This is a genomic window from Mesorhizobium sp. M0048 (assembly GCF_040323405.1).
In the GTDB taxonomy this organism is placed as follows: domain Bacteria; phylum Pseudomonadota; class Alphaproteobacteria; order Rhizobiales; family Rhizobiaceae; genus Mesorhizobium.
Genome location: NZ_JAMYUV010000010.1, coordinates 106,243 through 128,440, shown reverse-complemented (window position 1 = coordinate 128,440; position 22,198 = coordinate 106,243). Strand labels below are relative to the sequence as shown.

General features: G+C 58.9%; 19 protein-coding genes and 2 pseudogenes. 16 read left to right on the top strand and 5 right to left on the bottom strand.

The window, feature by feature from the left end:
* Positions 1–32 precede the first annotated feature (32 nt).
* Entirely contained in the window at positions 33–236 is a 204-nt protein-coding gene (locus NKJ84_RS13200; protein WP_352457028.1) for a hypothetical protein, read from the top strand.
* A gap of 247 nt (positions 237–483) precedes the next feature.
* Here NKJ84_RS13200 and NKJ84_RS13195 read toward each other — a convergent pair whose 3' ends face one another.
* The 3 genes from NKJ84_RS13195 to nifA all read right to left on the bottom strand — a co-directional run bounded on the left by NKJ84_RS13195 (position 484) and on the right by nifA (position 4,763).
* The gene (locus NKJ84_RS13195; protein WP_352506792.1) at positions 484–1,524 is read right to left on the bottom strand and encodes an LLM class flavin-dependent oxidoreductase; all 1,041 of its coding nucleotides are present in this window, start codon (positions 1,522–1,524) and stop codon (positions 484–486) included.
* Positions 1,525–1,615: 91 nt separating this feature from the next.
* Entirely contained in the window at positions 1,616–2,755 is a 1,140-nt protein-coding gene (gene hisC / locus NKJ84_RS13190; protein ID WP_023678255.1) for a histidinol-phosphate transaminase, read from the bottom strand.
* 235 nt (positions 2,756–2,990) lie between these two features.
* Positions 2,991–4,763, bottom strand: a complete 1,773-nt coding sequence (gene nifA, locus NKJ84_RS13185) for a nif-specific transcriptional activator NifA (protein ID WP_352506791.1) — start codon at positions 4,761–4,763, stop codon at positions 2,991–2,993.
* A 735-nt stretch (positions 4,764–5,498) separates the two neighbouring features.
* On the opposite strand from nifA, the gene NKJ84_RS13180 reads away from it, so the two are divergent.
* The 3 genes from NKJ84_RS13180 (at position 5,499) to NKJ84_RS13170 (ending at position 8,424) form a co-directional block, all read left to right on the top strand.
* A complete protein-coding gene (locus NKJ84_RS13180) occupies positions 5,499–5,708 on the top strand; it encodes a hypothetical protein (protein ID WP_156937379.1) in 210 nt (69 codons plus the stop codon).
* A 54-nt stretch (positions 5,709–5,762) separates the two neighbouring features.
* Positions 5,763–7,091, top strand: a complete 1,329-nt coding sequence (locus tag NKJ84_RS13175; protein ID WP_352506790.1) for a dicarboxylate/amino acid:cation symporter — start codon at positions 5,763–5,765, stop codon at positions 7,089–7,091.
* A 301-nt stretch (positions 7,092–7,392) separates the two neighbouring features.
* Positions 7,393–8,424 (top strand): LacI family DNA-binding transcriptional regulator, encoded by a 1,032-nt coding sequence (locus NKJ84_RS13170; RefSeq protein ID WP_352506789.1) that lies wholly within the window; start codon positions 7,393–7,395, stop codon positions 8,422–8,424.
* Between the two features lie 578 nt (positions 8,425–9,002).
* Here NKJ84_RS13170 and NKJ84_RS13165 read toward each other — a convergent pair.
* The gene (locus NKJ84_RS13165; protein WP_352506788.1) at positions 9,003–9,932 is read right to left on the bottom strand and encodes a LysR family transcriptional regulator; all 930 of its coding nucleotides are present in this window, start codon (positions 9,930–9,932) and stop codon (positions 9,003–9,005) included.
* A 266-nt stretch (positions 9,933–10,198) separates the two neighbouring features.
* Here NKJ84_RS13165 and NKJ84_RS13160 point away from each other — a divergent pair, with 266 nt between their 5' ends.
* The 10 genes and pseudogenes from NKJ84_RS13160 (at position 10,199) to NKJ84_RS13115 (ending at position 18,477) form a co-directional block, all read left to right on the top strand.
* Positions 10,199–10,792 (top strand): NodA family N-acyltransferase, encoded by a 594-nt coding sequence (locus NKJ84_RS13160; protein WP_352483781.1) that lies wholly within the window; start codon positions 10,199–10,201, stop codon positions 10,790–10,792.
* Positions 10,789–11,448, top strand: a complete 660-nt coding sequence (gene nodB, locus NKJ84_RS13155; protein WP_352506787.1) for a chitooligosaccharide deacetylase NodB — start codon at positions 10,789–10,791, stop codon at positions 11,446–11,448. The genes NKJ84_RS13160 and nodB overlap by 4 nt, the downstream gene beginning before the upstream one ends.
* A gap of 14 nt (positions 11,449–11,462) precedes the next feature.
* The gene (nodC, locus tag NKJ84_RS13150) at positions 11,463–12,788 is read left to right on the top strand and encodes a chitooligosaccharide synthase NodC (protein WP_352506786.1); all 1,326 of its coding nucleotides are present in this window, start codon (positions 11,463–11,465) and stop codon (positions 12,786–12,788) included.
* 80 nt (positions 12,789–12,868) lie between these two features.
* Positions 12,869–13,465, top strand: coding sequence for a nodulation methyltransferase NodS (nodS, locus tag NKJ84_RS13145; RefSeq protein ID WP_352450799.1), 597 nt, complete (start codon positions 12,869–12,871; stop codon positions 13,463–13,465).
* Positions 13,466–13,500: 35 nt separating this feature from the next.
* Positions 13,501–13,746 (top strand): annotated as a pseudogene (locus tag NKJ84_RS13140) (carbamoyltransferase N-terminal domain-containing protein); the annotation flags it as partial.
* Positions 13,747–13,789: 43 nt separating this feature from the next.
* Positions 13,790–14,701 carry a nodulation factor ABC transporter ATP-binding protein NodI gene (nodI, locus tag NKJ84_RS13135; protein WP_023719311.1) on the top strand — a complete coding sequence of 304 codons (912 nt, stop codon included), beginning with the start codon at positions 13,790–13,792 and terminating at the stop codon, positions 14,699–14,701.
* A 3-nt stretch (positions 14,702–14,704) separates the two neighbouring features.
* Entirely contained in the window at positions 14,705–15,493 is a 789-nt protein-coding gene (locus tag NKJ84_RS13130) for an ABC transporter permease (RefSeq protein ID WP_352483783.1), read from the top strand.
* 67 nt (positions 15,494–15,560) lie between these two features.
* Positions 15,561–16,523 (top strand): LysR family transcriptional regulator, encoded by a 963-nt coding sequence (locus NKJ84_RS13125; RefSeq protein WP_352506785.1) that lies wholly within the window; start codon positions 15,561–15,563, stop codon positions 16,521–16,523.
* 8 nt (positions 16,524–16,531) lie between these two features.
* Positions 16,532–16,794, top strand: a pseudogene (locus NKJ84_RS13120) (hypothetical protein); the annotation flags it as partial.
* 891 nt (positions 16,795–17,685) lie between these two features.
* A complete protein-coding gene (locus NKJ84_RS13115; protein WP_352483785.1) occupies positions 17,686–18,477 on the top strand; it encodes a calcium-binding protein in 792 nt (263 codons plus the stop codon).
* 60 nt (positions 18,478–18,537) lie between these two features.
* On the opposite strand, the gene NKJ84_RS13110 is transcribed toward NKJ84_RS13115, so the two are convergent.
* Entirely contained in the window at positions 18,538–18,732 is a 195-nt protein-coding gene (locus NKJ84_RS13110) for a hypothetical protein (RefSeq protein WP_352506784.1), read from the bottom strand.
* Between the two features lie 134 nt (positions 18,733–18,866).
* On the opposite strand from NKJ84_RS13110, the gene NKJ84_RS13105 reads away from it, so the two are divergent.
* Both NKJ84_RS13105 and NKJ84_RS13100 read left to right on the top strand, forming a co-directional pair.
* Positions 18,867–20,636 (top strand): type I secretion system permease/ATPase, encoded by a 1,770-nt coding sequence (locus NKJ84_RS13105; protein WP_352506810.1) that lies wholly within the window; start codon positions 18,867–18,869, stop codon positions 20,634–20,636.
* A complete protein-coding gene (locus NKJ84_RS13100) occupies positions 20,611–21,924 on the top strand; it encodes an HlyD family type I secretion periplasmic adaptor subunit (RefSeq protein ID WP_352506783.1) in 1,314 nt (437 codons plus the stop codon). The genes NKJ84_RS13105 and NKJ84_RS13100 overlap by 26 nt, the downstream gene beginning before the upstream one ends.
* Positions 21,925–22,198: the final 274 nt, after the last annotated feature.

Here is a 22,198-nt window from a genome sequence, read left to right as displayed (position 1 = left end):
ACGATTTCCTCCAGCGTCGTTATCCGACCGCGGTGCACGCCGCGACATCGGGCGAACTCGCTCCAGGTGGTGTCGCTCGGCGTAGCAAAGCCGCTCGCGAGCGCGCCCTCAACAGCGCCGTAGCGAGTGACGGCTTTGCTACCGCCGAGCCGCTGATGAAGCTGGATGCGGGAGCCGCCACCGGCGCCGCCCCGGTCGAGAAGAACCTCTTGCGGCGGGCTATGGGCAACGACTAGCGCGAGCGCGACGAGCAGATGCGTGCCGGCATCGTGACGCGCTCGGCCATCATCTCCTTAGGATCGTGCAGTCTCACACCGTGCCCAGATGCCGGCCAACGTACAAACCTGGTAATCTGTGCCGCCGGCTCGTCGTCAGTTTGGCCTCCCTCACGATTTCCCCAATCCCCACCACGTGCACGCTCGAGCAATGTGAGGGAGCGCTGTTACAACGATTTACCTTCGGATCAGACCGCGAATTTCATGGTCAGCCAAGTCGAGCCATGATTTCGGATTGAATGGTCGTCGCGGTGTATAGGGAAGCATCTAGCGGCAGATTCCCAAATGCCAGTTGACAAAGAAGGTAGTTAGCACCTGCCTCTTCCAACTGACTGAGCAGAGCTTCTCGCACAGACGCTGCTGATCCTACCACGCACAATTCACTCTCGACTGCCGCATCGAAGGTCAGCGGCAGGTTGGGTGGAGTGGGGATAGCGTTAAGCTCGTAAAGGAATTGGAAGCTCTTGAGCCATCGTTCGTAAGCAGGTGCCGCGAGCGAATAGGCATGTGTGTCACAACGCCCAACCACGACCATGCGGAGCAATCCAATAAATGGCGCTCGATTGCCCGCGCCAGTGTTGTCCTCTTGATAGGCGCGGAACGCATCAGTAGTTTTGCGAACAGAAGAGGAAGGTCCTACACACGCGATATTTGCTCCATTCGCAGCGGCCCAGGCTGCGGACTCGGGTCGATTGGCGGCGACCCATGTCGGCGGATGTGGACGCTGATGAGGTCTTAGCGTCAAAGGAACGTCATTGAGCTCAAAATGGCGGCCCTGATAGCACAGCGTGCCAACCTTCATGGCATTAACAAGTATTTCAACAAGAATTTCGCTGGCTTCCGCATAGCGGCCCGGCACCGCGTCCGCACCAATCCCGAAGTAACCCAATTCGATCGGGAGAGCACCGCGCCCTATGCCCAGTTCGAGCCTGCCACCGCTCAACTGGTCCAGCATACAGATCTCTTCGAACGCACGCAGCGGATGATAAAGCGCAAGCAGCATCACCAAGGGTCCGAGACGCAGGCGCCGGGTGCGCTGGGCGACGCTCGATAAGAACAGATTCGGCGATGGACCTCTCCCATGGGGGGTACAGTGGTGCTCTGCGAGATGATAGGCATAGAACCCTAGCTGATCGCACGCCTCTGCTAATATCAGGCGATCTTCGTACTGCCGGGCGATATCGAGGCCGTCCTCGTCCAGATGATCGAAGATGCCGAAGGCTAGGTTTGAAGGAAAGACGTTTGTCACTCGATATTGTCCCTGATTTTAAAGAAAAATGTTGTCGTGCTTGGGTGACCAAGCAAGTCTAAAGATAGCAATGTGTGATATCGGATTAGCGTCAGCGTACCGAACGAGCAGAGCCTGACGCTCCCCTGCCCGTGGTGCTTGGTATGTTTAAGCTTCCAACTATATCGCGAGCGGCAGCAAGAAATGCATCCAATTGCTCTTTTGTGCCGATGCTGACGCGGATGCAATGTTCCAAACCATTGTCCGGAAAGTAGGCAACGAGTATCTTTTGCCTTTCCAAGGCTGCTTGCCACCATGAGCCGTCCTGTCCCGCTGGCACACGGGCTAGCAGGAAATTTGCGTGGGAGGGCGTTACGGAAAATCCAAGTTGCGACAGTGCGGCTGTCACTCGCTGTCGTTCATGTCTGATGTGCTTGTGGTTCTCTGCGTAGGCGCCGCGATGCGCAAGCACGCTGATACCAACCGCATGCCCGATCACGTTCATGTTGAAGACGTTCTGGATGTTGCGCAGCCTGCCAATAATCTCAGGGTGACCGAAACCGAAACCGACGCGAATGCCGGCGGCGGCATAGCTCTTCGAAAATGTTCTCAAGATCAGAAGGTTCGAATAACGGTTGATGAGGCGCAGCCCGTGATCGGGTGCAAAGTCGACATAGGCCTCATCAAGGACGACCAGGCGATCCGATTGTGCCACGAGGCGTTCGATATTGCTTATCGAGAGGAATGTTCCGGTCGGATTGTTTGGATTGGCCACCAGAATGAACTTGGCGTCTTTTGCCGGACCGGAAAGCAATTGCTCCATTGGCAGCGAATGAGTTTGACATCCGATCTCGAGAAACTCAGCACCATGCAACATGGCAAGTTTGCGGTTGAACGAAAACCCTGGCGATATCATCGCCACCTTGTCGCCAGGGGCGAGGAAAGCTCTGTAGATGAGTCCGAGCAGTTCAGACGACCCGTTGCCTGCGATGACCTGATCCGTGGATACGCCATAGGTATTGGACGCTGCTTCCCTCAAGCTGATGTTATCGTCGTCCGGATACAGATACTGGCGATTGAGGGCCGCCACTGCACTTTGCATTATGATTGGCGGCAACGGAAACGGGTTCTCATTCGTATTCAGCTTGACAAAACTTTTGTCCGGCGCTGGTCCGTTGGACGGCAGAGCATCTAACTGTCGCGTCCCTTGCGGAAGAGACGAAAGCACAGCTTGCAGTTTTGCATCGGACATATTTTATCTCCGTTTCAGTCGCACAGGGGCATCCGTATGAGCTCGCAACGAGAGCAACATGGCGGACGGATTGACGATGGCAGCGTCGCCTTTCACAAGATGGTCGCAACGCCGGCTGCCACGGGAATTCGGCCAGGCTGTCCTCGGTCGAATCGACTTGACGCGGACGCGGATCTGCATCCCTGCGCGGGCCAAGCCGCTAAGCGGTCTCAGCTAATCCGCCTGAGTCATGCTTTCACAGACGCTTGACCTCGATGCCGTATTTCCTCAGCACGTAGCCAATCTGGCGCGGGGTCAGTCCAAGCAGGCGCGCCGCCTTTGCCTGCACCCAGCCACATCTTTCCATGGCAGCAATGACGCGCTCGGCGTCGGTGGTCCTCGCGCCCAATGAGTGGGTTGCTCCGGCAGGCGGGACTGTGGTGGCGGCCGAACGAGCGGCCGCATCCGGCGGCGTGGCCGGATTCACTGCCTCTGGGAGGATTGGCGCTGGTTGCAGCGCGGCCTTGCCCGATCTGCTCTTCCGCAGCGCCTCGGCAAAGCATTGGTCGTGGGAGCACGCAAAGTCGTTTCTCCCGATTGATCGTCCCTCCGCCAGGATCGCTGTCCGGTGCACGCAATTTTCAAGCTCGCGAATGTTGCCGGGAAATTCACATTTCATCAGTACTTCAATCGCACGCGCATCGAAGGTCAGCGTACGGCCGTTCTCATCGTTGAAATTCTTGAGAAACTCAGCTGCGAGGAGCGGAATATCGCTGCGCCTTTGGCGTAATGCCGGCACCAGCAAGGGAACCACGTTGATGCGATAATATAGGTCGGCGCGGAACTCATTCCTTGCAACCGCCTCTTCAAGGTTCCTGTTCGTGGCGGCAATCACGCGAACGTCGACCTTGATGGTCTGGTTGCTGCCGACGCGCTCAAACTCCTGCTCCTGCAGCACGCGCAGTAGCTTTGCCTGGAAGGAGGCCGAGATCTCGCCGATCTCATCCAGAAACAACGTCCCCTTGTCGGCGAGCTCAAAGCGGCCCTTGCGGGAATTGAACGCGCTTGTGAAGGCACCCTTCTCATGACCGAACAATTCGGATTCCAGGACTGTCTCTGGCAGCGCTGCACAATTGAGTTTGATGAAGGGCCGCTTGGCGCGCGGCGACAACTCGTGAATTGCCTTGGCGACCAGCTCCTTCCCGGTACCGGATTCGCCTCGCAACAGAACCGTGGTCTTTGCCTTAGCTACCACTGCGATCTTCTCGAGCAGCGCGCTTAGCGCCGGACTATCGCCAATCATTCCCTTGACGTGAACCTTCTTGCGCTGCGGTGCAGGGTGCTTGACATCAGAGAATTGCGTTTGCAGCCGATCTTCCACCTCCGTCGGTCGTTCGCGGTCGCCCGCGGAGAAGCGGTGCAACTTGACTGTCTGTCCCACCATGTTGGCTATCATGGTGAGCAGCCGGACATCATAATCGAGCCGATACATTGACCTGCTGTCCAAGGCACGGTCGATAGTCAGCGTGCCTACGGCGTTCCCATCAACACGAATGGGAACGCCGATGAAGGACACGGTGTCGGAGGCCCCAAGCACCTCTATGTCAGCGGCAGTGAAGGCCGAATGCACCGCTATGTTCTCGGCGACGAGCGGCGTGTCCGTCGTCACAATCAGGTCGATTGCCTTGCGCGGCAGGCGCATCCGGGAGCGCTCATCGCTGTTCTCGTCGCAGCCGGTGACTACGGTGATGTCCAGTGCGCCCTCAGCGTCGAAGAGAGCGATGATGCCGTGCCGCATCTGCACAAACGAGGGCAGGAGATCGACGACCTTGGCCAACGTGACTTCGAGCCGGGCGGGGTCGGTGAGTACTTTCGATATTTCGAAGATGCCGATAAGCGCGTGCTCGTGCGATGGCACAAAAGGGACCGCGGTGTTCGTCTCGGAGTTTGGGTAACCCCTTTTCGCATCCGGAAGCGAAATGCGGCACTCGCTGGCATTTTGTTCTGATTTGGGAATGTTGTGGTGCATGTGATCCTCGATCTCGCGCCATGAAATGCATGCCGGCGGCATGTGCGCCCGCGACGTCGCGGGCAAGCGCGAAAATGCTCTGACGTGAACTCGTGCCACCGCCGTGTGGTCGAGTACAAAGCGGGTCGACCCCTGACGCATCGCTTGGCTCTCCCTCCACGAAGCTTGGCCACGTTCTCGGCTTGCACGGGGGCAACCACACGTTGATTTTCAAAAGACTGGAGCGAGGCGGGATAGTCAATCGAGCTTTCTTTCATTCGTGAAAGGAAACCTCGCGGCCTATGATAGAATTCATCAGTTCTAATTTTTGTCGGCGATGTTGAACGAGAGAAATACGGCGCCGGCGATGCGGTGCCCGAGCGGCTGACCGCGCCGAGTTGCCGGGCCGTGCCAGTCACCAGCGCCTGCGAACCAGGGGCGGGAGCGATAATCACTGCCGACGACACTGGTCGGTCGCGGCAACCGCCATTTCCTCGATATTGATGACGCAGATAAGGCGGCGGCGTCGCGTGTGAAGGCGCGAAGGTGGCGGTCGAGCGCGGCTTTCTCGGCGGTGCTCGGAACTTCTGAACCGCATCGTCGCGGTCAGCACCAGCGGCGTCAATCCCTACGTCTCGACGTCGCTTTCAAGCTGTCGCTGCAGCGGGAGCGCGGCAAAGAACACGGCAATTCTGCGCCCTGGTGCCAGCGATGCGGCCCTTCCCAAAGTCGGCAAACCGAGGAGCCCGCCACGATGTGCAGCAAAACCGCAAGCCAGAGAGATCGACCGGCAATCTGCCGGAGAACATCAAGCGCGTGCTGGACGGCGGCCTTGTCATTCCCGTCTTGTGCCACCGCATTCATCCCATCATTGGCGAGCCCAACGTCAGTTCAGGTCATGCGGATCCATTTGGCATGGGTATTGCGGCGGCGTTGGTGCAGCGTTCGACCGGAGCGCCGCGATAGGGAGAAGCCCGGGAGAAGTCACGCCACCTCGATCCGGTCAGGGAGAGAGAAACAGTGTCAGCTGCACAAGTCCGCGGCGCGAGTCCCGCGCCCCGCAAACCCTTCTATGCCAAGCTTTACGCGCAGGTGCTTGCCGCCATCGCCCTAGGCGTCGCAATTGGCTATTTCTATCCAGGGACCGGCGAGAGCCTGAAGCCGCTGGGTGATGCCTTCATCAAGCTGGTCAAGATGATCATCGCGCCTGTCATCTTCCTGACAATTGCGACCGGCATTGCCGGCATGAACGATCTTCACAAGGTCGGCCGGGTCGCCGGCAAGGCAATGGTCTATTTCCTCACCTTCTCGACGCTGGCGCTGATCGTCGGCCTCATCGTCGCCAATGTCGTCCAGCCTGGCGCCGGCCTCAACATCGATCCGGCCTCGCTCGATGTCCAGGCCGTGAATACCTATGCCGCAAAGGCCCACGAGCAGTCGGTCACCGGCTTCCTGATGAACATCATCCCGCCAACGATTGTCGGTGCCTTCGCGGAAGGCGACATCCTGCAGGTGCTGTTCTTCTCGGTTCTGTTCGGCATGGCGCTCGCGATGGCCGGAGAGACGGGCAAGCCTGTCGTTTCCTTCCTTCAGGCGCTCATCGCGCCTGTCTTCAAGCTCGTTGGCATTCTGATGAAAGCCGCGCCGATCGGCGCTTTCGGCGCAATGGCCTTCACCATCGGCAGATATGGCATCGGTTCGGTCGTCAACCTCGCGATGCTGGTCGCGACGTTTTATTTCACCGCCTTCCTCTTCGTGTTCGGGGTTCTCGGCGCGGTCTGCCGCTACAACGGCTTTTCGATCTTTTCTCTCATTCGCTACATCAAGGAAGAGCTGCTGCTTGTGCTCGCAACGTCCTCCTCGGAGGCCGCGCTCCCCTCGCTCATGCAGAAGATGGAGAAGGCGGGCGCCAGGCGTTCGGTTGTGGGTCTCGTCATCCCGGCCGGATATTCGTTCAATCTGGACGGCACGAATATCTACATGACCCTGGCGGCCCTCTTCATCGCACAGGCGACGAACACGGATCTGTCAATCGGCGATCAGGTGCTGCTGCTGCTCGTTGCGATGCTTTCCTCCAAGGGCGCTGCAGGTGTAACAGGTGCGGGCTTCATCACCCTGGCTGCTACGCTCGCCGTAGTTCCGAGTGTTCCCGTTGCTGGGATGGCACTGATACTCGGCATCGACCGCTTCATGTCCGAATGCCGGGCGTTGACGAATTGCGTCGGCAACGCAGTGGCATCCCTCGTCGTTGCCCGCTGGGAAGGAGAATTGGACCGAGCGCAGATGAAAGCCGCCTTCTGCGGTCATCAGCTTGCCGAGGCATCAAACCGGCTATCCTCCGCCGAGTAAGGGCGACGCACCGCGACCGGTTTCGCCAAGCTGGTCACATGACCTGAACGATCGACTCGCAGGCTCTAAACGGCGCCTCACGGACCATGTATCAGAAGCGCTAAATGTGTGAGTGCAAATCGTCGCCGCCCTAAGCGAATGAACCTTCCGTTATACCCGGCCGGTCTACGTCTGGAGTAGTCCAATACGCTGTCGATCATTCAGTATGCGGGCGTCTTCACTTTGCCCACCCGAAACCATTGTCGAATCGCGCTAGGTGACAGAGAGCCAGCCTGCGTCAAAACCAATCAGAATAGGACCCATGACCAAGCGCCCCACAATTGCCGATCTCGCCCGCGAAGCCCGAGTCAGCGTAGCAACGGTCGATCGGGTTCTGAACGCCCGCCATCCGGTGCGCGAGGAGACCGCGCGGCGGGTCCACGACGCCGCCCACGCGATCCGCTATCATGCTGCCGGGCTCATCAAGCAGCGCTTGCGGCGAGACCTACCGTGCTACCGTCTGGGCTTCATCTTGAGAAAACCGGCCCAGCATTTCTACCAAGACTTTGCGCGCGAGGTCGAAGCGTCGGTCAATTTGGCCCAGTCCTTCCACGGCATTCCGCTCATCCAATTCGCCCCGTCACATATGCCGAGCGACCTAATCACACCGCTCAAGGATTTGGGCGCACGCTGCCATGCGATCGCGATGGTGGCACCGGACCACCCGAAAATTACGGCAGCGGTTGAGGACCTCAAGGCCAAAGGCATTCCGGTTTTCTCGCTGCTTTCCGACTTCGCCGCCGGCGTGCGACAGGGCTATATCGGCCTCAACAACCGCAAGGTGGGGCGCACGGCCGCTTGGATGGTGTCCAAGGTCGCAAAACGGCCCGGCAAGGTGGCGGTGTTTGTCGGTAGCCATCGTTTCCAGGGGCACGAGCTCCGTGACGTCGGCTTTCGCTCCTATTGCCGTGAGAACGCGCCGACGTTCGAGGTGCTCGATCCGCTTGTGAACCTGGAGAAACGGCAGGTCACCTACGAGGCAACGCTTGATCTCATGCAGCGGGAACCCGAGCTCGTCGGCTTCTATGTCGCCGGCGGCGGGATGGAGGGCGCCATCTCCGCGGTCCGGGAAGAGGGCAAAAGTCGCGATCTCGTCGCGATCGTGAATGAAATCACGCCGGAATCTCGGGCGGCACTCGCAGATAACATCATCACGATGGCGGTCGCCACGCCAATGCGCCGGCTTTCCCAGGAGCTGATAACGCTGATGACGCGGGCTATCGAGACCGGCACTGCTGAAACACCAGGACAGACATTTCTGCCCTTCGACATTCATCTGCCGGAAAATATATGAAACTGATGGCTTCTATCGTAAGCGGGGAAGTTTCCTTTCATAAATGAGAGAAAGTTGATTGATGATCCCATCCACGCGGGGTAGCCGCACCCCACAGGCCTCAGCCGCGGCCCAGGATGAAGCGCCAATTGGGTGAACGGATCGGCCACGCGTTCAGGCGGAAGCGCGAGGTAAATTGCCTACATCCGCAGCGTCAATCGCGACCGGCTTCATTGCCAACATCTCGACGTTGTCGGTGCAGGGCGGTGTCGTCAAGGATGCCTTACGCCAGTAGCCGAGCGAGGCCGGCACAGTCCATTGGGATTGACCTCGTCGACCGGCATCTCCTCGCCTGGCCGCGCGTGAAAAGCCGCGGCAAGGCCGGCAAAGTTGGCATTTGAGTGGGGCTAGACATCTTCTGGGACTTCGCACGCGAAATCGGAGGCGGCAGTCAACTCAGCACCAACCCGGGCATGTGTTCTGCTCGTTCCTGGCCCTCGTACTCCAAGGACTGCGCCGCTCTGCCGGGCCAAAGGCCTGACGCCCGAATGGCAACCGCTCCTACGCGATCGCGACCGCCTCCAGGAAGCCCGAGACGCTCAATAGCTTTCAAGCAAAGGCGCCAGGCGAGATGCCTCCTGCAACATCATTTCCCGCATCCACAGGCTTGCCGGATCAGTATTGTGAAGTGCGGGCCATTGGACGGCCTCCGTGAATGCGGGATGAGGAAGTGGCGGCGGAAGTCCGACAATCCGCAGGGGTGTTGTTTTTGCGAAATGCTGCGCCAGCCGTAAGGGCATGGTCCCGATGCGGTTGGTGCCTGATATGACGGGCGCGATCAGGCTAAAGCCCTGTACGACGACCTCGATACGTCTCTCGAAACCGTGCTCGAGCAAATACCACTCCTCCATGGTGGGCTGCCGGGTGTGCCTGAATTTGAGCACGACATGCCCCATCGACAAGTATCGCTCGAATGTAAGTGGCTCTGACAGCTGCTTGTTCGTGCCGCAGCCTACGCATACGAGCATATCTTCGAACAGGGCTGCGCGAGGATGTTTCGACATGAACACTTCCGGCATAATCAGAAAATCAACGTCGCCGCGCCGGAGAAGCTCCTCGGGGTCGTCGCAAATAGGCAGACATTCGAAGCGGACGGCGGGAGCTTCCCGCGCAGTACGCTCTACGATCCTCTTAAAAAGCACGAGCGTGAGGTAATCGGAAAGCATGATTCGGAAGAGACGATCCGATTGGGCTGGGTTAAAGGCGTCGGAGGAAATAATCGATAGCTGGATGTGCAGCAATGCGTCCCGGACTGCTGGGGCAAGCCCCTCCGCGCGCGGTGTCAAAATGAGCTCGCGGCCGTTCATCGTAAATAGCTCATTGCTGAAGTAGGCGCGTAACCGAGCGACGGCGGCGCTCATGGCCGGCTGGCTCAGGTTAATACTGTTGGCCGCGGCAGTGACTTTACGCTCCCTGATCAGAGCGTCCAGCACAACGAGGAGATTCAGATCCAGCCCCTTAAACCGCATATCCTGATCTATCCAGCGTGTGGATGGGCATCATCTAAACAATCAATTTTACGAATTTACGAACCATGCATTAGAGGAACGTAAATGACCGACGTCAAGCTCAAATCGACGGCGCCGCGACGGGCGGGAACATCGAGAGAGCTCATTGGCGAGCCCCACCGGCTGGCTCACCTTCGCTAACGACAACGGTTGAGTGCAGCCAACAACGCCGCCGCTTTGGCCGGGTAATGCGGCCCGCAAGAAACTATTTTGAAGAGAGGTCCTGAATGCGCCCTCAGGTGCAGTGGAAATTGTGCTGGGAAAACGAGTTGCAGCTCTCGGACCACGTCGAGCTCGCCCAGTTCTTTCGTAATACCTACGGGCCGACTGGGGCGTCCAACGCAGAACCGTTCGAAGGTAGTCGAAGCTGGGCGGGCGCCAGGCCTGAACTCCGCGCAATCGCCTATGATTCGAACGGTGTAGCGGCTCACATGGGCATACTGCGCCGTTTCATCAAGGTTGACGCGGTCGATCTGTTGGTGGCTGAGCTGGGCCTGTACGGGGTACGTCCGGATCTTGAGAGTCTCGGAATCGCCCATTCAATCCATGTCGTGCTTCCAATACTGCAGGAGCTTGGCGTTCCATTCGCTTTCGGAACCGTCCGGCACGCGCTGCGGAATCATGTTGAGAGGTTCGGGCGGCGATACAGCCCTTTGGCCGTCTTGTCGGGAATTCGCGTGCGCTCCACCCGACCAGAGGCGCGCCTCGACCTGCCGCCCACACGCATTGATGACGCACTCACCATTGTTCTGCCAGTTGGACGGCCGATCAGCGAATGGCCCACGGGCACGATGATCGATCGGAACGGACCAGAGCTATGAGCCGTCCCGATTGCTTGTACGAAGTGCGCCGTGAGTGCTCTGACGGCACCGGCCGTCGCAGCGTTTATCTGACGTTTGACGACGGTCCCAATCCACTTTTCACACCGGAGATTCTGGATGTGTTGGCAGAGCAGCGGGTGCCGGCGACTTTCTTCGTCATCGGCGCCTACGCCTTAGAGCACCCGGATCTAATCCAACGAATGTTTGCAGAAGGGCACGAGCTAGGCAACCACACGATGACTCATCCGGATCTGTACAAATGCGGCTTCGGCGAAGTGCAACGTGAGATCTTTGAAGGGAACGGCGCCATCATGAGGGCGTGCCCTCAGGCCTCGGTGCGCTATATTCGCGCGCCCTACGGCGCCTGGAGCGAAGAAGTCTTCACAGCGTCACAGATCGCCGGGCTGACGGCCCTCCATTGGTCCGTCGACCCTCGAGATTGGTCTCGCCCTGGGGTCGACGCGATTATCGATACCGTGCTCGCCTCTGTCCGGCCGGGCGCAATCGTACTCTTGCACGACGGATGCCCTCCCGGCGAGTTGAGCCAGGGCGCTCACGCCGGTCTGCGCGACCAGACGGTCACGGCGCTGTCCCGTCTGATTCCAGCACTTCATGAGCGCGGATTTGTAATCCGCTCACTTCCTCAACATCACTGAACAAACGAGATCCCATGACTCTTCTTGGTACAACCAGCACTGTGGCCATTTCGCTTTATGCACTGCTCTCGACTGCTTATAAGAGCATGCAGGGGATTTATGCTCTGCCGACAAACGACTCATCGGCGTTGGAGGATCTCGTCGGCTCCGATCAACTGCCCAGCGTGGATGTCATCGTCCCCTGCTTCAACGAGGATCCGCGCACGCTTTCAGAGTGCCTGGCTTCCATTGCAGACCAAGAATACGCCGGAAGACTTCGGGTCTATGTGGTTGATGACGGTTCTGGAAATCGCGAAGCCGTAGGAACTGTCCACGAAACCTACGCGCGCGACCCTAGGTTCGACATCATTTTGCTTCCCGAGAATGTTGGAAAGCGCAAGGCGCAGATCGCCGCGATACGCCGCTCATCCGGGGATTTGGTGCTTAACGTTGATTCAGACACGATACTCGCGTCCGACGTCATCACCAAGCTTGTACCGAAGATGCGAGATCCAGCGGTCGGCGCAGTCATGGGTCAGTTGATTGCCAGTAACCGGAGCGAGAGCTGGCTGACCAGGCTGATAGACATGGAGTACTGGCTGGCTTGCAACGAGGAGCGCGCGGCACAGGCTCGCTTCGGTGCCGTTATGTGCTGTTGCGGCCCATGTGCCATGTACCGCCGGTCTGCGCTCCTTTTGTTACTGGACCAGTACGAGTCGCAATTTTTTCGGGGCAAGCCAAGCGACTTCGGGGAGGATCGCCATCTCACTATCCTCATGCTGAAAGCAGGCTTTCGAACCGAGTACGTTCCGGGCGCCATCGCGGCCACAGTCGTTCCGAACAGACTCGGACCGTATCTGCGCCAACAACTCCGTTGGGCACGAAGCACATTCCGGGACACGCTGCTTGGGCTGCGCTTGCTGCCCGGCCTCAATAGCTATCTCACGTTGGACGTGGTCGGACAGAATCTCGGGCCGCTACTCCTCGCCCTATCGGTACTAACGGGCCTCGCATATTTCGCACTGACAGGCACTGTGCCTTGGTGGACAGGACTGATGATTGTGTCCATGACCATGGTCCGATGCAGCGTGGTAGCAGTTCGTGCTCGACAGTTTCGATTTCTCGGCTTTTCCCTGCACACGTTCATCAACATCTTTCTCTTACTTCCCTTGAAGGCCTACGCGCTGTGTACATTGAGCAATAGCGATTGGCTGTCGCGAAGCTCTGCTGTCGCTACATCGAACACTGGGGGAAAACAGGCCCCCACCCAAACTCCGATCACTGGATCAAGCAGGGCAGAATTCTCACCGCATGCGGCTCCGCTTCGCAGGCTCAATCTTGCGCGGATTCTTCGGGATTAGCGCTGTCGAGCAACATCTGCGGCGACGAGTGATCGCTAATTACCTAGGTGGACGAGAGGTGGACGAGTTTGACCCAGAACATGAATCATCAGTTGCTCGATCGGGAATTGGCCGCAGACGATCCGTGGCGCCTCGACGGCAATCCGTTCGAGCGGGAGCGCCACACGCAAATGCTCCAGCTGGCGCTTGCCCAAGGCTCCATTACAAATGCCCTCGAAGTCGGGTGCGCTGCCGGCGCATTCACGGAAAAACTAGCCCCCTACTGCCAAGGGCTCACCGTCATCGATGTCGTGGCGCAAGCGATTGCTCGAGCACGTCAACGGATAAAGGAGCCGTCGCGCATCAACTGGATAGTCTCCGATGTTCAACAGTTTTCGACCGACGAGTTGTTTGACCTGATCGTTGTGGCGGAGGTCCTATACTACCTCGAAGACATAGCCGAGATGCGCGCGGCCGTCAAAAACCTGGTGCGGGTGCTTGCGCCAGGCGGGCATCTGATCTTCGGATCGGCAAGGGATGCTAATTGCCGTCGCTGGGGTCACGCCGCTGGTGCTGAGCCGGTCATCGCCATGCTGAACGAAACGTTGATCGAGGTAGAGCGTCTTGAGTGTCGGGGCGAGTCGGTCAACGAAGACTGCTTGCTCGTCCGTTTCCGGAACCCGCTTTCCGCTTCCTGATCAATCGAATCTATCGCCGTTAACGTGGAGACACTATGCGCATCTGTGGTACCAAGCTGACCCATGATGGGGCGATCGCCCTTGTCGAGGATGGACGGCTCGTCTTCTGCGTTGAGCAGGAAAAGCGGCACAACAATCCGCGTTATCAAACCATCGATAATCTCGACGCAATTGTCGCCGCTTTGGCGGAACAGGGGCTAAATCCTTGTGATGTCGATCAGTTCGTTATCGACGGCTGGGATGGCGAAGACGAGTCACAGTTTCAGGTCCGGCAGGCAACCAAGCAACCGCCAGTCTTGGCGTCCCTCTCGGTAAAATGAACCCATGTCCATGGTAGCGATCGATCTTACTGACGTAAGCAAAACTTATGACAAGCTCGTTGTCGACAGACTGTCGTTCCGCGTTGCGGCGGGGGAATGCTTCGGGCTCCTGGGACCGAACGGTGCGGGCAAAAGCACGATTGCGCGTATGGTCCTCGGCATGACATCGCCTGATGCGGGGAAGATTACTGTGCTCGGCGCTCCAGTGCCGGCGCGCGCGCGTTTGGCACGTATGCGCATCGGCGTGGTCCCGCAGTTCGACAATCTTGATACCGCGTTCACTGTACGCGAGAACCTGTTGGTGTTCGGGCGCTACTTCCGGATGAGCAGACGCCAGATCGAAGCGGTCATACCGTCGCTGCTTGAGTTCGCCCGCCTCGAGAACAAAGCGGATGCGCGCGTCGCCGAACTGTCCGGCGGCATGAAGCGGCGCCTGACGCTCGCGCGTGCGCTGATCAATGACCCGCACTTGCTGGTGATGGACGAGCCGACCACCGGCCTCGATCCGCAGGCCCGCCACCTGATCTGGGAACGGCTGCGATCGCTGCTGGCGCGGGGCAAGACTATTCTTTTGACTACCCATTTCATGGAAGAGGCCGAGCGGCTGTGCGATCGGCTGTGCGTTATGGAGGAGGGGCGCAAGATCGCCGAAGGCCGCCCGTCCGCACTCATTGACGAGCAGATCGGCTGTGACGTGGTCGAGGTCTACGGCGGCAATCCGCATGAACTGGGTGCGCTGATCCGGCCGTACGCACAGCGCATCGAGGTGAGCGGTGAGACGCTTTTTTGCTATGCACCCGATCCGGAGCAGGTGCTGGTGCAGCTACGCGGGCGCGCCGGTCTGCGCCTTCTGCAGCGTCCCCCCAATCTCGAGGATGTGTTCTTGCGGCTAACCGGGCGCGAGATGGAGGACTGAACAATGGGCGAACGTTATGCGGCGGCCATGCCCGCCAATGCGTGGAATTGGGTCGCGGTTTGGCGCCGCAACTATCTTGGATGGAAGAAAATCGGGCTTGCATCGGTTCTCGGCAACCTCGCCGATCCGATGATCTATCTGTTCGGTCTCGGCTTTGGCATCGGAACAATGATAGGTCCTGTTGAGGGCACTTCGTACATTGCGTTTCTCGCGGCTGGCATGGTTGCCACAAGCGCGATGGCATCGGCGACTGCTGAAACGGTTTACGGGAGTTTCGGCCGCATGGACAACCAGCGCACCTGGGAAGGAATGCTATGCACTCAGCTGACGCTCGGCGATATCTTACTCGGCGAATTGGCGTGGGCAGCCACCAAGGCCCTGATGGCGGGCACAGCAATCACTATTGTTGCCACCACGCTCGGCTACACATCGTGGCCATCCATCCTCTGCTTGCTGCCAGTCATCGCTCTCAGTGGCCTCGCCTTCGCGAGTCTAGCGATGGTCGTCACGGCGCTTGCGCCCAGTTATGAATATTTCATATTTTATAATACGCTTGTTGTAACACCCATGCTGTTCCTTTGCGGCGCGATGTTTCCGGTCAACCAATTGCCCGGCGCTTTTCAGGACGTCGCCTCCTTGTTGCCGCTCGCACATGCAATTGACCTCATTCGTCCGGCGATGCTTGGCCGTCCGGCCGGCAGCATGGGCCTGCATATCGGCGCGCTTTGCATATACACGGTTTTGCCGTTCTTCCTATCGGTTGCTCTATTTCGTCGTCGGCTGATGCGTTGACGCTACTCACCATTCGTAAAATTGATTCTTTGGGCGATACCCATCCACGCGTCGGATAGGTCAATACATGCGTTTTAAGGGACTCGATCTAAATCTCCTGGTTGTGCTGGACGCTTTGATCAGGGAGCGTAAAGTCACCGCCGCGGCCCGCAGTATTAACCTGAGTCAGCCGGCCATGAGCGCCGCCGTCGGTCGGTTACGCGCCTATTTCAGCGATGAGCTATTTACGATGAACGGCCGCGAACTCATTTTGACACCGCGCGCGGAGGGGCTCGCCACAGCAGTCCGGGAGGCATTGCTGCACATCCAGCTGTCGATTATTTCCTGGGACGCCTTTAACCCGGCCCGATCGGATCGTCGCTTCCGCATCATCCTTTCCGATTACCTCACGCTCGTATTTTTTAAGAAGATCGTAAAGCGTGCTGCGCGGGAAGCTCCCGCCGTCCGCTTCGAATGTCTGCTTATTTCCGACGACCCCGAGGAGCTTCTCCGGCGCGGCGACGTTGATTTTCTGATTATGCCGGAAGTGTTCATGTCGAAACATCCTCGCGCAGCCCTGTTCGAAGATATGCTCGTATGCGTAGGCTGCGGCACGAACAAGCAGCTGTCAGAGCCACTTACATTCGACCGATACTTGTCGATGGGGCAGGTTGTGCTTAAATTCGGGGACACCCGGCAGCCCTCCATCGAGGAATGGTATTTGCTCGAGAACGGTTTCGAGAGACGTATCGAGGTCGTCGTACAGGGCTTTAGCATGATCCCGCCCCTTCTATCAGGCACCAACCGCATCGGGACAATGCCCTTACGGCTGGCGCAGCATTTCGCAAAAACAACACCCCTGCGGATTGTCGAACTTCCGCCGCCACTTCCTGCCGCATTCACGGAGGCCGTCCAATGGCCTGCGCTTCACAATAATGATCCGGCAAGCCTATGGATGCGGGAAATGATGTTGCAGGAGGCATCTCGTATGATTACCCCGCCTAAGAGCACCGGACGTCTCAGTTGTCGGCCGACGACCCCTCGGTTATGAGAGGAGGCATGGATGGCGATTGGGATTGGGCGATTCCTGCATTGTCGAGAACGATGCAGGGAGAGCAGATCCTTCAGCCTGAAGAGGTGGCAGCGATGCTGCCGCTGCATGAGCTTGGCTGGGGAACCGACGGGCGAACGAATTCGGGTGCGCTCGCAACACGGTGCCTCGGTATCTAAGCGAGGGCGGGACTGTTCCGTTTCGCAAGCCTGTGCGGCCGACCGCGTTTGACGGACTGGACGATTGGCTGCGGGAGCGCTTCTTCCCCCATGGCTCGGTCTGGATGACGATCTCGACCCGCTCCAGATGCGCCGGGAACGCCTTGCGCGGTCGCGCAGCACGTCGCGGCTCGCCTGTCGGTCTTGCGGCCTCGAGCTCGGACTCAATCGCGCCGAGCCCGGTCTGGATTTCGAAGCCGAAGGCCTGCTAGGCACGTTCGAGCTTCTCGGAGCTGCGACCGAAGCGGCGCGCTCCAGCTGCTTGACGATCCCATGAAGGTCGGCGATCCTCACCTGGGCACGCTCGTTGAGTGTCGCCATCCGGACGATCTCGGCCTTGAGTGTTTCGCTCCGGAGTTGTTGCAGTTCGGCCTTCTCCGCCGCCATGGCGACGAACATCGCCTTGAGCGTATCGATTTCGTGGGGACGGGCCGAAGCGCTTCTCATCATGACGCCGACAGAAGCTTATTGTGCACGGCCTGAAGCCCGCCTTTTGCGCCTGAGTCACTTCGCCACCGCCTTCCGGCCGGACGCCGTCGCCGTTCGGCTCGAACGCGTGTCCAGTCCATGCCTTCGACGAGCGCCATCAGTTTCGGCGCGGCAAGCCGATCACGCCGTTCTCCGCCAGCGGAACTTGTCCTCGTCCAGCGCTCACGGTGCGGGTATGCCGGCGTCGAGCAAACAGAGAGAAGTTTGGGGCCCAACCAGGACGGCCCCGTTACGAAGTTCGTCCTAGTCCCGGTTTGAGTGTCGAATCTTCATCGATTGCTTGGGCGACCAGCGTCCCCGCCGCCAGCGAGCCCGCAACTGCTCAGCAGAAGGGCGAAGTGAACGTGAATGCATCCATTTCGTAAATGTGTGTCAATCCAAGCAATCGATTTCTCTAATTATCCGATGAGCAATATGAACGCGTCAGGCAGGGTGCATCATTAGGAGTATTTTCGATGGCAAAGATTATCGAGGGTGGCCCGGGTGCCGAAACACTCATCGGCACCGAGCTTGACGATTGGATGGAGGGTTTCCAGGGCGGTGACTGGATTGACGGTCGCGGCGGCAACGACGAGATCTCGGGTGGCCCGGACAGTGACCGACTCATCGGCGGCAAGGGTAACGACCGCATCTTCGGCGGAGATGGCTGGGACGATCTCTCCGGCGACAACGGCCGCTTCAACCCGCGCGTCTCCGGTGAGGACAATGACAGGCTCAGCGGCGGTCCCGGCCAGGATGTCCTCTACGTGGGTGACGGCCAGGACACGTTGACCGGGGGCACCGACAGTGACACGTTCGTGTTCCAGTTCCACAATCCGGTGCCTGGGGTTGTCGGGTCGAAGTCGGACATTACCACTATCACCGATTTCAACCCGGCGGAGGACAAGTTCGCCTTCGATGCGGTGGGCCTCTACAATGACGGTTTTGGCGCGAACTTCGTCAACAACGCCAGCATACAGTCCGGCTACCCGGTGAGCAGCTTCTACAGTGGTGCGGCCTCAGGTGCGAACGGCGAACACGTCGTGGTAATCACTGGCGAATCTTTCAACTCTGCTTCTGAAGCCGCGAGTGCGATCTCCGGCGAGCACGCCGGCGACATCATTGTCTACCAAAGCAGCTACACCGACAGAGTCGCAACTCTGGCCTATGTCACCGCCGACAACAACGCGCATGAATTCGTCCACCTGGGCGGTGTGGTCACCGTGGCCGACCTAGGCCTGACCGCGTCGGACTTCACCTTCGTTTGATCCAGAAAACCCATACGGAACAGCGCCCCGCCCCCCGGGGGCGGGCGCTTTCCGTTTCCGCTACTTGCGATGGGCCGGGGCGCCCGGGAGCAGTCGCAGCGTGTACAGCTTGACGAAGCCCTGCACGTCGCGCTGGTCGTACACCGAAATCTCCCTGAAGGCGTGGGTAAGCCTGTTCGGGCCCTTGCGGCCGGCCACGATGACGTTGCCCTTCCAAACCTTCAGCCGGACGGTGTTGTTGACCCGCTCTATCAAACGCCGGGACCAAACATATTTGGCGGGAGCACTGATCCTGACTCAGCGAGCGGATGCAGTCGATCGCCGTTCGGGAAGCAATATAGGGAGCTGGGTGCCAGATCCTCACGGAGACCTACGTGAGTAACCATTCCTTGAAGGATTCAGCTTTGAGACCTTTCCCTCTGACTTCCGCTATTTGGGGAATTCTGTTGATCAGCGGCGTGGTGAACGTGCTTGCGCTGATCTCGCCGCTGTTCATGCTTCAGGTCTACGACCGCGTTCTGGCAAGTGGCAGCGTATCGACGCTAGTGGGGCTCGTCGTGCTTGCTACAGGGCTTTATGCGTTCCAGTGCCTGCTCGACATTTTGCGCGCGCGCGTGCTGCTGCGGATTGGCGAGCGTTTCGATGAACAGTTTTCCGGACGCGTTCACGATGCGATCGTTCGCCTTCCGCTTTCAACGCGCATGCCGGGCGACGGCTTGCAGCCGCTACGCGATCTCGACAATGTTCGCGGATTCTTAGGTGGAAACGGCCCGACAGCGTTCTTCGATCTGCCATGGATGCTGCTTTATCTTGGCATTTGCTTCCTCTTTCATTTCTGGATCGGCATGACGGCACTTGTCGGGGCGATCGGTCTCACATCTCTGACACTTCTTGCCAACACTCTCTCGCAACGACCGATACGCGATGCCATTGCCCACAACATGGCACGCAATGGTCTACTGCAAGCAGCGCGTTGCAATGCCGAGGTCGTGCAAGCTCTCGGTCTCGGAAAGCGGATCGCTGCCCGATGGCACAAGGCCAATGCCAAGTATCTGGCCGCCAGCCGGAAAGCCGGGGACGTGGCAGGTGGGCTGGGTGCCATTTCAAAGTCGGTGCGCGTGCTGCTGCAATCGGCCATTCTTGCCGTCGGCGCGTACCTTGTCATCAGGCAGGAGACTACGGCCGGGGTCATGATTGCCAGTTCGATCACGATGGGGCGTGCGCTGGCTCCGGTCGATCTGGCCATTTCAAGCTGGAAACCCTTCCTCATGGCGCGCCAGGGTTGGGCGCGGCTGGAGGACCTCCTGCGAAAGGTTCCTGAAACCGCTCCTGTTATGCCAATGCCTGCACCTGAACGCGAACTCCGCCTCGAAGGCGTGACAATCGTTCCGCCCGGCGAAAGGAAGCCGACCGTGACCGGCCTTGCGTTTGCCGTTCAGGCGGGAAGCGCACTCGGGATCATCGGTGCATCGGGTTCGGGCAAGTCGACACTCTCGCGCGCCATCGTCGGCGCATGGGCGCCGGTCGCCGGAAAGGTTCGCATCGACAGCGCAAGCCTCGATCAATGGGACCGGGAAGCGCTAGGCCGTCATATCGGCTATTTGCCGCAAGGTGTTGAACTGTTTGACGGCACCATTGCCGAAAACATCGCTCGTTTTGAAGACGATCCTGACCCTGAGGCTATTGTCGCCGCGGCGAAGGCAGCGGGCACGCACGAACTGATCCTCCGATTTGAGCACGGCTACGAAACTCCGATTGGTGAGGCCGGATCGGCACTTTCCGCCGGGCAGCGCCAGCGTATCGGTCTTGCCCGTGCTCTTTATCGAGACCCTTTCCTTGTTGTGCTGGATGAACCCAATGCCAATCTCGATGCGGAAGGCGAGGCTGCGGTCGTTAAGGCGATCGCCTCCGTGCGCGAGCGCAAGGGGATTGCGGTTGTCGTTGCCCATCGGCCGAGCGCCATCCGCGCCGTGGATTTGGTGTTGGTGATGGAAGGTGGACGGCAGCGAGCATTCGGTGCGCGTGATGAAGCGCTTTCCAAAGTCCTTAAGGGGGCAGCGATGGCATCAGGCGCTGGGGTCAAGGCCATCGAGTCTACACAGGATAACGAGCGCGCTGACATGGAGGATCCCGGTGTCCGGCATTCATCAGAACAATGACGTTTCCAGGTCCATTCGCCGGCACCTGGTGGCGGGCCTGCTGGCGAGCGTGATCTTTGTGGGAGGAGCCGGAGCCTGGGCGGCCTTCACGAATCTCTCCGGCGCGGTTGTTGCGTCCGGACACTTTGTCGTCGATTCCTATGTGAAGACGGTGCAGCACCCGACCGGCGGGGTGGTGGGAGAAATCCTGGTGAGCGAAGGTGATAAAGTAAAAGCCGGCGACATCCTCATGCGGCTCGACGCCACCCAGACGCGCGCCACTCTCGCTGTAGTCACCAAGCGGCTCGATGAGCTGGCCGCCAACCTGGCACGACTCGAAGCTGAGCGTGACGATCTGGCGGAGATCGCCTTCCCGGACTGGCTGCTCGCCCGCAGAGATGTTCCGGACGTAGCTTCGGCAGTACATGGCGAGACGCGGCTGTTCGAATTCCGCAGACAATCCCGCGACGGAAGGCAGGCGCAGCTAGCGGAACGCATCACTCAATATGAGCACGAGATCGAGGGGCTCAAGGCGCAGGAAATCGCTTGTGAGAAAAGCACCGAGATTCTCCAAAAGGAAATTGCTGCCCTGAGTGGGCTGCGCGACCAAGGCATTGTCTCGGACCAACGCTTGAACAGCCTGAAGACGCAGGTTGCCACTTTCGGCGGCGAACGCGGTGAGAAGATTGCACATCAGGCACAGACGGCAGCCCGCATAGCCGAAACGCGCCTGCAGATCCTGCAGATCGATCCGGATTTCAAGACGGAAGTCGGCCAGGAGCTCAGAGAGGTTCAGGCGCAGGTTGGGGAGTATGTTGAGCGCAAGGTGGCGGCTGAACAGGAACTGCGACGGATCGATATTGTCGCGCCGCAGTCAGGCGCCATTCAACAACTCGCAGTTCATACGGTCGGAGGAGTGATCACGCCCGCCGATCCGATTATGCTAATCGTGCCGGAAGGCGACGATCTTGCGCTTGAAGCACGAATCACCCCGAAGGACATCGACCAAATCCAGCTTGGTCACAAGGCCGTGCTGCGGATGTCAGCCTTCAATCTGAGGACCACGCCGGTATTGAACGGATATGTCAGCCGGATCGCAGCCGATCTGGCGACGGACGAAAAAAACGGCGTTTCGTATTACCTGGTGCGTCTGTCGGTTCCGCATGCGGAACTGACGAAGCTCAAGGACCTGACGCTCGTGCCCGGCATGCCGGCCGAAGCGATGATCCAGACGGGCGAGCGTACGGCGCTTTCTTATTTTGTGAAGCCGCTGTCGGACCAAATCAGTCGCGCATTCCATGAGGAATGAAAGTAATCCACAGAAATATTTTGTTTGTATTCTTGTTGGTTGTTACGCATGCATGAGAGTCATAACCGTCTGAAAACACAGCCATACTTTCCTCAGTTGGATTCCGCCTCTGACTCAGATTCGTGGTTCCACGGTCATTTTGCCCTTCCAAGTCGCCGACCATTCAGTTCTTGGCCTCGAGCGCATTAAGATACCCATCATCGTACACAAAGGCTGGAAAAGAGTCCGGTGTCTTGAGCGATCCTGAGGTTTGGAGACCTAGGGTGAGCCTGCA

Bases quoted from the DNA above. Each gene is read 5' to 3' on its own strand.
- nodI (WP_023719311.1), top strand. From the start codon at position 13,790: ATGTCCATGGTAGCGATCGATCTTACTGACGTAAGCAAAACTTATGAC.
- NKJ84_RS13125 (WP_352506785.1), top strand. From the start codon at position 15,561: ATGCGTTTTAAGGGACTCGATCTAAATCTCCTGGTTGTGCTGGACGCT.
- NKJ84_RS13160 (WP_352483781.1), top strand. From the start codon at position 10,199: ATGCGCCCTCAGGTGCAGTGGAAATTGTGCTGGGAAAACGAGTTGCAG.
- NKJ84_RS13115 (WP_352483785.1), top strand. From the start codon at position 17,686: ATGGCAAAGATTATCGAGGGTGGCCCGGGTGCCGAAACACTCATCGGC.
- NKJ84_RS13130 (WP_352483783.1), top strand. From the start codon at position 14,705: ATGGGCGAACGTTATGCGGCGGCCATGCCCGCCAATGCGTGGAATTGG.
- NKJ84_RS13170 (WP_352506789.1), top strand. From the start codon at position 7,393: ATGACCAAGCGCCCCACAATTGCCGATCTCGCCCGCGAAGCCCGAGTC.
- NKJ84_RS13165 (WP_352506788.1), bottom strand. From the start codon at position 9,932: ATGCGGTTTAAGGGGCTGGATCTGAATCTCCTCGTTGTGCTGGACGCT.
- nodC (WP_352506786.1), top strand. From the start codon at position 11,463: ATGACTCTTCTTGGTACAACCAGCACTGTGGCCATTTCGCTTTATGCA.
- hisC (WP_023678255.1), bottom strand. From the start codon at position 2,755: ATGTCCGATGCAAAACTGCAAGCTGTGCTTTCGTCTCTTCCGCAAGGG.
- nodS (WP_352450799.1), top strand. From the start codon at position 12,869: ATGAATCATCAGTTGCTCGATCGGGAATTGGCCGCAGACGATCCGTGG.
- nifA (WP_352506791.1), bottom strand. From the start codon at position 4,763: ATGCACCACAACATTCCCAAATCAGAACAAAATGCCAGCGAGTGCCGC.
- nodB (WP_352506787.1), top strand. From the start codon at position 10,789: ATGAGCCGTCCCGATTGCTTGTACGAAGTGCGCCGTGAGTGCTCTGAC.